This is a genomic window from Microbacterium sp. LB12 (assembly GCF_037150835.1).
Lineage (GTDB): Bacteria > Actinomycetota > Actinomycetes > Actinomycetales > Microbacteriaceae > Microbacterium.
Map to the genome: position 1 here is coordinate 62071 of NZ_JBBCPF010000014.1, position 10501 is coordinate 72571.

At 66.8% G+C, this 10501-nt stretch carries 9 protein-coding genes and 2 rRNA genes; 1 reads left to right on the forward strand and 10 read right to left on the reverse strand.

Features of this window, described 5'->3' with window-relative positions:
- Position 1: 1 nt before the first annotated feature.
- The 8 genes from WFM69_RS17935 to WFM69_RS17970 form a co-directional block, all read right to left on the reverse strand.
- Complete coding sequence (locus tag WFM69_RS17935) at positions 2-583, reverse strand: NUDIX hydrolase (RefSeq protein ID WP_337007002.1); 582 nt, start codon at positions 581-583, stop codon at positions 2-4.
- Complete coding sequence (locus tag WFM69_RS17940; protein ID WP_337007004.1) at positions 576-2270, reverse strand: CTP synthase; 1695 nt, start codon at positions 2268-2270, stop codon at positions 576-578. Before WFM69_RS17940 ends, WFM69_RS17935 begins: the two co-directional genes overlap by 8 nt.
- Before the next feature lie 17 nt (positions 2271-2287).
- On the reverse strand, positions 2288-3979 hold the full coding sequence (recN, locus tag WFM69_RS17945; RefSeq protein ID WP_337007006.1) for a DNA repair protein RecN: 1692 nt from the start codon (positions 3977-3979) through the stop codon (positions 2288-2290).
- Complete coding sequence (locus WFM69_RS17950) at positions 3976-4896, reverse strand: NAD kinase (RefSeq protein ID WP_337007008.1); 921 nt, start codon at positions 4894-4896, stop codon at positions 3976-3978. The genes recN and WFM69_RS17950 overlap by 4 nt, the downstream gene beginning before the upstream one ends.
- Complete coding sequence (locus WFM69_RS17955; RefSeq protein ID WP_337007010.1) at positions 4893-5690, reverse strand: TlyA family RNA methyltransferase; 798 nt, start codon at positions 5688-5690, stop codon at positions 4893-4895. The genes WFM69_RS17950 and WFM69_RS17955 overlap by 4 nt, the downstream gene beginning before the upstream one ends.
- A complete protein-coding gene (locus WFM69_RS17960) occupies positions 5687-5863 on the reverse strand; it encodes a hypothetical protein (RefSeq protein ID WP_337007012.1) in 177 nt (58 codons plus the stop codon). The genes WFM69_RS17955 and WFM69_RS17960 overlap by 4 nt, the downstream gene beginning before the upstream one ends.
- Positions 5864-5924: 61 nt before the next feature.
- The gene (locus tag WFM69_RS17965) at positions 5925-6962 is read right to left on the reverse strand and encodes an HAD-IIA family hydrolase (RefSeq protein ID WP_337007014.1); all 1038 of its coding nucleotides are present in this window, start codon (positions 6960-6962) and stop codon (positions 5925-5927) included.
- On the reverse strand, positions 6962-7732 hold the full coding sequence (locus tag WFM69_RS17970) for a hypothetical protein (RefSeq protein WP_337007016.1): 771 nt from the start codon (positions 7730-7732) through the stop codon (positions 6962-6964). The genes WFM69_RS17965 and WFM69_RS17970 overlap by 1 nt, the downstream gene beginning before the upstream one ends.
- On the opposite strand from WFM69_RS17970, the gene WFM69_RS17975 reads away from it, so the two are divergent.
- Positions 7733-8737: a hypothetical protein gene (locus WFM69_RS17975; protein ID WP_337007018.1), complete on the forward strand. Its 1005-nt coding sequence runs from the start codon at positions 7733-7735 to the stop codon at positions 8735-8737. It abuts the gene before it with no gap.
- Between the two features lie 47 nt (positions 8738-8784).
- Here the strand turns inward: WFM69_RS17975 and rrf are convergent.
- Positions 8785-8901 (reverse strand): 5S ribosomal RNA (gene rrf / locus WFM69_RS17980).
- Positions 8902-9006: 105 nt separating this feature from the next.
- Positions 9007-10501 (reverse strand): 23S ribosomal RNA (locus WFM69_RS17985); the annotation flags it as partial.

Here is a 10501-nt window from a genome sequence, read left to right on the forward strand (position 1 = left end):
GTCAGCCCCGGTCGCGGAGCCTCTGCGCGGCCGCGAGCACGCCGATCGCCAAGATGCCGTTGCGCATCCGCCCCTCGAGCACCGCAGCGACGGCATCCGCCAGCGGCACCCACTCGACCCGGATGTCGGCTTCCTCGTCTTCGCGGTCGTGCGCAGTGGCCGCTGCCTCCACGCCGGTGGCGAGGAAGATGTGGATGATCTCGTCGTTGCCGCCCGGCGTGGTCCACGAGGAGACCAGCGGCTCCCAGTGCGCGGCGACCAGGTCGGCCTCTTCCGCGAGCTCGCGGCGAGCGGCCTCCAGCGGCTCCTCCCCCGCGACGTCGAGGAGCCCGGCGGGCAGCTCCCAGTCGCGGTGGCGGATCGGGTGCCGATACTGCTGGATGATCAGCACGCGGCCCGCATCATCGAGCGCGACGATGGCCACCGCACCCGTGTGGTCGACGTACTGCCGCACGATCTCACCGTCGCCGTAGCGGATACGATCCGAGCGCACGTCCCAGACCTTGCCCTCGTACACGAGGTCGCTGTGGAGGACCTCCGGCTCGAAGGGCTCGTCCCAGAGGTCCTGCGCGGTCTCAGTCATCGGCGCTGACGTCGAACAGCTCGCTCGCGCGGTGCCGTTCGATCGCGGCGCCGACGAGTCCGCGGAACAGCGGGTGCGGGTCGGTCGGGCGCGAGCGCAGCTCCGGGTGCGCCTGGGTCGCGATGTAGTACGGGTGCACATCGCGCGGGAGCTCCACGTACTCGACGAGGTCCAGCTCCGGGTTGAGGCCGGAGAACACGAGACCCGCCTCGGACAGGCGGTCGCGGTACGCGTTGTTGACCTCGTAGCGGTGACGGTGCCGCTCCGACGCCTCGGGGGCGCCGTACAGCTCGCGGGCGAGCGAGCCCTCGGCAAGGGCCGCCTGGTAGAGGCCGAGACGCATCGTGCCGCCGAGGTCGCCGCCGTCGAGGATGTCGACCTGCTCCGCCATCGTCGCGATCACGGGCTCGGCGGTCGCCGGGTCGAACTCGCTCGACGAGGCACCGACGATGCCGGCCACGTCCCGGGCGTACTCGATGACCATGCACTGCAGGCCGAGGCACAGCCCGAGCGTCGGGATGCCCTGCTCGCGCGCGAACTTCAGCGCGCCGAGCTTGCCCTCGATGCCGCGGATGCCGAAGCCGCCGGGCACGCAGATCCCGTCGAGCGCGGCCAGCTGCTGCTTGGCACCTTCCGGCGTCTCGCACAGGTCGGACGGGATCCAGCGGATGTTGACCTTGGTCTCCTGGGCGAAACCGCCGGCCTTGAGCGCCTCGGTCACCGACAGGTAGGCGTCCGGCAGGTCGATGTACTTGCCGACCAGGCCGATCGTGACCTCGTGCTTGGGGTTGTGCACCGCGTGCAGCACCTTGTTCCAGCGGGTCCAGTCGACATCGGCCGCCTTCTGGTCCAGCCCGAGGCGACGCACGATGTACGAGTCGAGCCCCTGCTCGTTGAGCGTGGAGGGGATGTCGTAGATGCTCGGCAGGTCGACCGTGTTGATGACGCCTTCGACGTCGACGTCGCACATCAGGGCGATCTTGTTCCGGTTGCTCTCGCTCACCGGGCGGTCGCTGCGCAGCACCAGCGCATCGGGCTGGATACCCACCTGGCGCAGCGCGGCGACGGAGTGCTGCGTCGGCTTGGTCTTCTGCTCGCCGGACGCCCCCATGAACGGGACCAGTGAGACGTGCACGAAGAACACGCTGTCGCGTCCGAGCTCGTGGCGCAGCTGACGCGCGGACTCCAGGAACGGCTGCGACTCGATGTCGCCGACCGTGCCGCCGACCTCGGTGATGATGACGTCGGGGCGCGGGTCCTCGGTCGCCTGCAGGCGCATCCGGCGCTTGATCTCGTCGGTGATGTGCGGGATGACCTGCACCGTGTCGCCGAGGTACTCGCCGCGACGCTCGCGCGCGATCACCTGCGAGTAGATCTGGCCGGTGGTGACGTTGGCGGCCTCGGACAGGTTGATGTCGAGGAAGCGCTCGTAGTGCCCGATGTCGAGGTCGGTCTCGGCGCCGTCGTCCGTGACGAAGACCTCACCGTGCTGGAACGGGTTCATCGTGCCGGGATCGACGTTCAGATAAGGGTCGAGCTTCTGCATGACGACCCGCAGACCGCGAGCGGTGAGGAGGTTGCCGAGGCTTGCCGCCGTCAGCCCCTTGCCCAAAGACGAAACGACACCACCAGTCACGAAGATGTGCTTGGTCGTGTCGTTCTTGGGTCCCGCAGAAGAAGAGTTCATCACGGGCTTCGATCCTATCAGGCGGTGGGGACGCGGAGGCTGAGAAGTTCGCGCGCGTGGGTCAGCGCGGCGTCGGAATCGGCGAGTCCGGACAGCAGGCGGGCCATCTCGGCCTCGCGCTCCTCGCCCTCCAGACGCCGCACGCTGGAGGCGGTGACCGCGCCGTCGTGGGCTTTCACCACCGTCAGATGGTTGCTCGCGAATGCGGCGACCTGCGCGAGATGCGTGACCGCGATGACCTGCGACTTCTCTGCAAGCCGGGCGAGTCGTCGCCCGACCTCGATGGCCGCGGCACCGCCGATCCCGGCGTCGACCTCGTCGAACACGAACGTGGGCACGGGATCGGTCGCGGCGATGACGACCTCGATCGCCAGCATGACGCGCGACAGCTCGCCACCCGACGCACCCTTCGAGACCGAGCGCGGCTCTGCTCCGGGGTGCGGCGCGAGCAGGATGGCGACATCGTCACGGCCGTGCGTGCTCTCGGTCCCTTCGGTGACCGCGACCTCCAGCCGTGCGTCGGGCATCGCGAGGGCGTGCAGCTCTTCGGTCACCGCGGCGCCGAGGCGAACCGCCGCGTCGGTGCGCGCGACCGTCAGCGCGCGGGCCTGCGCATCGAGCTCGTCGCGCGCGGCGTCTCGTTCGGCGATCAGTCGATCGATGCGGTCACCGTCGTCGTCGAGTTCGGCCAGTCGCGCCGATCCGGTCTGCCAGAGCGCCAACGCCTCGTCGAGTGAGCCGTGCGCGCGGATCAGGGTTCCCAGTGCGGCGCGACGCTCTTCCACCGCGGCGAGCTCATGCGGGCCCGATTCGTCGAGGTCGGCGAGGTAGGCCGAGAGCAGCCCGGCGGTGTCGGCGATGCGGTAGCCGATGTCGGCCAGGCTCTCACCGATCTCGGTCAGCTTCGTATCCGAGGCACGTTCGAGCACGCGGCGCGCCTCCGCGACGAGCGCTGAGGCGTCGGGTTCGCCCTCCTCGTTCGAGAGGGCGCCGTGGGCGAGGGAGGCGGCCAGGCGCAGCTCCTCGGCGTTCGCGAGACGCTCGGCGCGCTGGGCGAGGTCATCGTCCTCCCCCGGCTCGGGAGCCGTCGCCTCGATCAGGGCGAGCGCCTCACGCAGACGCGAGGCTTCCTCGGCCCGCCGGTCGCGGTTCTCGGTGATCTCGGTGATCTCCGCATCGAGACTCCGCCAGCGGGCGAACGCCACGGCGTACGTCTCGAGTGCGGCCGCGATCGGGGCACCCCCGAAGCGGTCGAGCGCATCGCGCTGGGCCGCGGACGACCGCAGGCGCAGCTGCTCGGACTGGCCGTGCACGACGACGAGCTCTTCCGCGAGCGACGAGAGCACTCCCGCGGGTGAGGCGCGACCTCCGACGCTCGCACGGCTGCGTCCCTCTGCGCTGAGCGTGCGCGACACGTAAAGCTCTGCGCTGCCGTTCCCGGCGGGTTCGAGTTCACCACCGGCGTCCGCGACGATCTCCGCGACGCCTCCGGCCTCGGGGACGATCCACACGCCGGCCACGGACGCTTGGGCGGCACCGGCACGCACGGCACCGGAATCGGCGCGCGCACCCAGCAGCAGTCCGAGCCCGGTGACCACCATCGTCTTGCCCGCACCGGTCTCGCCGGTGATCGCGGTGAACCCCGGGCCCAGCGGTAGTACGGCGTCGGCGATGACGCCGAGGCCCTGCATGCGCATCTCCTCGATCATGAAGTCTTCCCCGGTTCCTGCCCGCGCCACCCCTCGACGGGCAGCTGGAACTTGCGTACGAGACGGTCGGTGAACGCGGTCGGGTGCAGTCGCGCCAACCGCACGGGGCGGGAGGATCGACGCACCACGACACGCGCCCCGGGCGGGAGATCGTGGGAGCGGCGTCCGTCGCACCAGAGGATGCCGGAGCCGTCGGTGCGTTCCAGCATCTCGATCGCGACGGAGGCGTCAGGGCTGACCACGAGCGGCTTGGCGAAAAGGGCATGTGCCGACAACGGCACCACGGCGATCGCTTCGACACTCGGCCAGATGACCGGCCCTCCGGCCGAGAAGTTGTACGCGGTCGAGCCGGTGGGGGTCGAGACCACCATGCCGTCGCAGCCGAAGCTCGACAGCGGGCGGCCGTCGATCTCGAGGACGACCTCGATCATGCGCTCCCGGCTGGCTTTCTCGACCGTGGCCTCGTTGAGCGCCCAGGTCTCGTACACGACGCTTCCCGCAGCGTCCTTCACCCGCACGGACAGCGCAAGCCGCTCCTCGACCTCGTAGTCGCGGTCGATCACGCGGTGCACCGCGTCGTCCATGTCGTCTCGATCGATCTCGGCCAGGAAGCCGACGTGGCCCATGTTGATGCCGAGCACCGGCGCACCGCTGTCGCGCACGAGTTCCGCGGCACGCAGGATGGTCCCGTCGCCTCCCAGCACGATCGCGAGTTCGAGGGATGCCGGGTCGACCGAGCCGCCGAGCACGTCCACGTCGGCGAAGAAGCCGTCGACCTCGGAGAGCGCGGCGTGATCATCGGCGGCCAGCACGGGTCGGGCTCCGGCGCTGCGCAATGCGTCGGTCACGCGACGGGCTGCTTCGACGGTGTCGACACGGCCGGCGTGGGCGACGACCAGGATCCTGCGCTCGTTCATCGTCCTCCTGCCAGTCGGTTGATGCTGTCCAGCCATTCTGTCGGATTGCTGCCGCGTCCTGGCGCGAGATGCACCAGATACTCTGCGTTTCCGTGCGTCCCGAGAATCGGGGAGGAGAGGATGCCGAGCATCCCGAGCCCGACGTCCCACGCACTCCACACCGTGCGGGCGACGGCATCGGCGCGCGTCGCGGGATCGGTCACGAGCCCGCCGCGCACGGCCGTGCGTCCGACCTCGAACTGCGGTTTCACGAGCAGCACGACGTCGGCGCCCGGAGCGCCGATCGCGGCGACCGCCGGAAGCACGAGCTCGAGTGAGATGAACGACAGGTCGCCGACGATCAGGTCGGGGGCAGCCGTCACTCCCGTCGCTTCGGTGAGGTTCTCCGGCGTCATGTGGCGCACGTTGTAGCCCTCGACGGCGATCACGCCCGGGTCGGCGGCGATCGCCGGCGCGAGCTGTCCGTGTCCCACGTCGACGGCGAGCACCTTGCGTGCCCCGCGTTCGCGCAGCACCTGGGTGAACCCGCCGGTGGAAGCGCCCATGTCGAGGGCGAGGCGACCTGCGACAGGGATGTCGAATCCGTCAAGACCGGCGATGAGTTTGTGGGCTGCCCGTCCGACGTAGTGGTCCGCGCCCGCGATCGTGATCTCCGACGCATCGTCGACCGCCGTGGACGCCTTCACCACGGGCCGTCCGTCGATGCTCACGAGCCCTTCGGCGATGAGCGTGGCCGCATGACTGCGCGACCGGGCGAGTCCTCGCGCGGCGAGGGCGGCGTCGAGTCGCGTCATCGGGATCCCGAGGTCTCCCGCTGGTCGAGCTTCGCACCGCTCTCGAGGCGCCGCGAGAGCTCGTCATGAAGCGCCGTGTAGGCGTCGGCGCGTGCGGGGAGAGGCTGTCCTTCGATCAGGCGCAGGCGGCTCCACAGGCCGTCGGTCGGGGCATTCGCCGTCTCTTCGCTCACGCTTCTACTGTACGCGGCCCCTCCGACGCGAGTCGGAGCCACGCGAACGCTGCGGTCGCGCTTACGGCTTGTGGAAGGGATCGTCGTAGAGGCGTTCCGGGACGCGCAGCACGAACACCGGGGTGCCGGACGCCCAGATCGCGGCGGCACCAGCGCGCAGCAGATCGATCTGCTTCCCGGACTCCGCGACGATCTCGACGTCCGCGCCCGAGACGCGCACAGCCGCGCCGTCAACCTCGAACACGCCATCGCGCTCGGTCACCTCCGGATACGGCTGGTGCAGCTCCCGAAGGTCGCCGAGGATGTAGGTCGGACGCGAGCCCTCCGGCGCTGCCAGCACATGCTTCGGGCGGTCGATGCCGGTGAGCACGATGACCGAGTCGATGCCGACCTTGCTCGCACCCATGATGTCGGTGTCAAGGCGGTCACCGATGAAGAGGGCCTTCTTCGCGCCGAATCGCGCGAGTGCCTCTTCGAAGATCGGCGCCTCCGGCTTGCCCGCGACCGTCGCAAGCCTGCCGACAGCGGTGTGCACAGCCGAGACGAGAGTGCCGTTCCCGGGCGCGACACCGCGTTCGCGCGGGATCGTCCAGTCCGTGTTGGTGGCGATCCAGGGGATGCCGCCTTCGTCCTCCGGAAGCTTGAGCGCGAATGCTGCCTCAGCCAGATCCGTCCAGGCGACTTCGGGAGCGAAGCCCTGCACGACGGCACTCGGAGCGTCTTCGGCGCTGCGCGTCACCGTGTAACCGGCCTTCTGCACCTCATCGACCAGGCCATCGCCGCCGATCACGAGGATCGTCGCCGGCGCGGGAACGATCTGCGCCATGAGCCGCATCGCAGCCTGAGGACTCGTGACCACATCAGAGGCGTCGACGCGCAGGCCGAGGCTGGTCAGGTGCTCCGCGACCGAGGCATCCGTCCGCGCCGCATTGTTCGTGATGTACCCGAGCCGCGCAGAGAGCGCGGCCTGGTTGAGACTGTCCACCGCATACGGCAACGCGCCCGGGCCCGCGTACACGACACCATCGAGATCGGCGAGCACCGTGTCGACGCCGTCGAGCGGCGTGCGCGCGGCGCGCTTCCGAGAGAACAGCGCCACTACGCCTCCGGGTCTTCTTCGTCGGGCCGAGCCTCTTCGTCAGCATCGTCCTCGCCCAGGAGCTCGCGCACCTCGTCCTCGACGGACGGCTCGGCCTCGACCCTCGGCTCGGCCTCGACCGTCGGCTCGGCCTCGACCCTCGGCTCCGCCTCAGTGGACTCCGCCTCATCGTCATCGTCGAGGAACTCGCCCTCGATCATGCTGTCTTCGATGAAGATCTCCTCATCGCCGGCTTCGTCGATACCGAGAGCCTCAGCAGCGACCTCGGCGCGGTGCGCCCAGAACGCTGCTTCCTCGGTGCGCCCGAGGTCCTCGAGAACAGCGGCGCGAGCGGAGAACAATGCAGGACTCCATTCGAATGCGCGGTCAGGATCGAGCTCGGGGATCTCGAGCTCACCGAGCGCGAGTTCCAGGTCTCCCTGATCCAACCGTGCTCCCGACATGGCGATCGCGAGCGCCACCCGGACGGGCGTCTCGAGCGCCGAACGATCCACCGCTCGGCCGGTCTCAAGGGCACGGTCGGAGCGTCCGATACCGCGCTCACTGTCGACCATCAGAGCGATCTGATCGTCCTTGCCGGAGATGCGACGGTAGGTGCGCAGCTCGCGCAGTGCGAGCGCGAAGTCCGCGGTCGCGTAAGCAGTGATGCCGAGGGTCTCGCGGACGATCGCGATTCGCCCTGCGCGCCGAGATGCCGCGAGAGCGTGTTCGTGCGCGAGAGCAGGATCCTCGTCGATGAGTCGCGAGGCCATCGCCAGGTGGCGCGCCACGTGCTCGGCGTTCTCCTTGCTCAGCGTCTTGAGCTCGTTCCGTGCGGCGCCGTTCAGATCGCGAGCAGTGACGTCGTCCGGGATCTGCGGCTCATCAAACCGCTCACGCTCGTTGGCTGCCTGCGCCGGACGCTCCCGCCCCGCTCCCCCGCGCTGCGGGTACGAACGCGAGCGGTCGCGGTCACCGCCATCGCGACGGGGAGCGGAATCACGGTTGTAGCCACCGCCGTCGCGACGGGGCGCGGAATCGCGGTTGTAGCCCGAACGTTCGCCATCACGACGCGGGGCACCATCGCGCTTGTAGCCACCACCGTCACGACGAGGCGCAGAGTCACGGTTGTACCCACCACCCTCACGACGGGGCGCGGAATCACGGTTGTACCCACCACCCTCACGACGGGGCGCAGACTCACGGTTGTACCCGGAGCGCTCGCCATCACGACGCTGGCCACCGTCGCGGTTGTAGCCGGAGCGCTCGCCTTCGCGACGCGGGGCACCACCATCGCGGTTGTACCCACCACCATCGCGACGAGGCGCAGAATCACGGTTGTAGCCACCACTCTCGCGACGAGGTGCGGAATCACGGTTGTACCCGCTGCCGCCTTCACGACGCTGGCCACCATCACGGTTGTAGCCACCGCCTTCACGACGCTGGCCACCATCACGGTTGTAGCCGGAGCGCTCGCCTTCGCGACGCGGGGCACCACCATCGCGGTTGTACCCACCACCATCGCGACGAGGCGCAGAGTCACGGTTGTAACCGGAGCCGCCACTACGACGCGGGGCACCACCTTCACGGTTGTAGCCCGCGCGTTCGCCATCACGACGCGGTGCGGAGCCACAGTTGTAGCCGCTGTTACCGTCACGACGGGGGGCAGAACCATCGCTGCCGCGATCGGAGCGTCCGCCAGAAGCGCGGCTTCCACGCGATCCACTATCGTCATTGCGACGCGGACGGCGCTGTTCCTCTTCCGGCATGATGCTCCCTGTTGTATTGGTCTGTAAACGCAAAATGGCCACCCAGCTCTGGGTGGCCATTTTGACTAAAAGGAGTCCGGCGGTGTCCTACTCTCCCACAGGGTCCCCCCTGCAGTACCATCGGCGCTGTGAGGCTTAGCTTCCGGGTTCGGAATGTAACCGGGCGTTTCCCTCACGCTATGGCCGCCGAAACACTATTGATGTTTCAATCAAACACATAACAAAGTCATTGTCATGCGGTTCTCGACCGTACATCGAGAACCACTCAGTGGACGCGTAGCACCAACAAACGGTGTGTTATCAAGTCATCGGCTTATTAGTACCAGTCAGCTGCATGCATTACTGCACTTCCACATCTGGCCTATCAACCCAGTAGTCTGGCTGGGAGCCTCTCACCCGAAGGTATGGAAATCTCATCTTGAGGCCGGCTTCCCGCTTAGATGCTTTCAGCGGTTATCCATCCCGAACGTAGCTAATCAGCGGTGCTCCTGGCGGAACAACTGACACACCAGAGGTTCGTCCAACCCGGTCCTCTCGTACTAGGGTCAGATCCTCTCAAATTTCCTACGCGCGCAGCGGATAGGGACCGAACTGTCTCACGACGTTCTAAACCCAGCTCGCGTACCGCTTTAATGGGCGAACAGCCCAACCCTTGGGACCTACTCCAGCCCCAGGATGCGACGAGCCGACATCGAGGTGCCAAACCATGCCGTCGATATGGACTCTTGGGCAAGATCAGCCTGTTATCCCCGAGGTACCTTTTATCCGTTGAGCGACAGCGCTTCCACAAGCCACTGCCGGATCACTAGTCCCGACTTTCGTCCCTGCTCGACCTGTCAGTCTCACAGTCAAGCTCCCTTGTGCACTTACACTCGACACCTGATTGCCAACCAGGTTGAGGGAACCTTTGGGCGCCTCCGTTACTTTTTGGGAGGCAACCGCCCCAGTTAAACTACCCACCAGGCACTGTCCCTGAACCGGATTACGGTTCGAAGTTAGATATCCAGAGTGACCAGAGTGGTATTTCAACAATGACTCCACACGAACTGGCGTCCATGCTTCAAAGTCTCCCACCTATCCTACACAAGCCACACCGAACACCAATACCAAGCTGTAGTAAAGGTCACGGGGTCTTTCCGTCCTGCTGCGCGTAACGAGCATCTTTACTCGTAATGCAATTTCGCCGAGTTCGCGGTTGAGACAGTTGGGAAGTCGTTACGCCATTCGTGCAGGTCGGAACTTACCCGACAAGGAATTTCGCTACCTTAGGATGGTTATAGTTACCACCGCCGTTTACTGGGGCTTAAATTCTCAGCTTCGCCTTGCGGCTAACCGGTCCTCTTAACCTTCCAGCACCGGGCAGGCGTCAGTCCGTATACATCGTCTTGCGACTTGGCACGGACCTGTGTTTTTAGTAAACAGTCGCTACCCACTAGTCTCTGCGGCCTCCAAACGCTTTCGGGAGTAAATCCCTATACGCCGAAGGCCCCCCTTCTCCCGAAGTTACGGGGGCATTTTGCCGAGTTCCTTAACCACGATTCTCTCGATCTCCTTGGTATTCTCTACCTGACCACCTGAGTCGGTTTGGGGTACGGGCAGCTAGAACCTCGCGTCGATGCTTTTCTTGGCAGCATAGGATCACCCACTTTTTATCCGCATCGTGCCTCAGCCTCAATGAATCGCGGATTTGCCTACGACTCGGCCTACGCACTTGCACCAGGACAACCATCGCCTGGCTTGGGCTACCTTCCTGCGTCACACCTGTTAATACGCTAACCGCACCAGAATGGG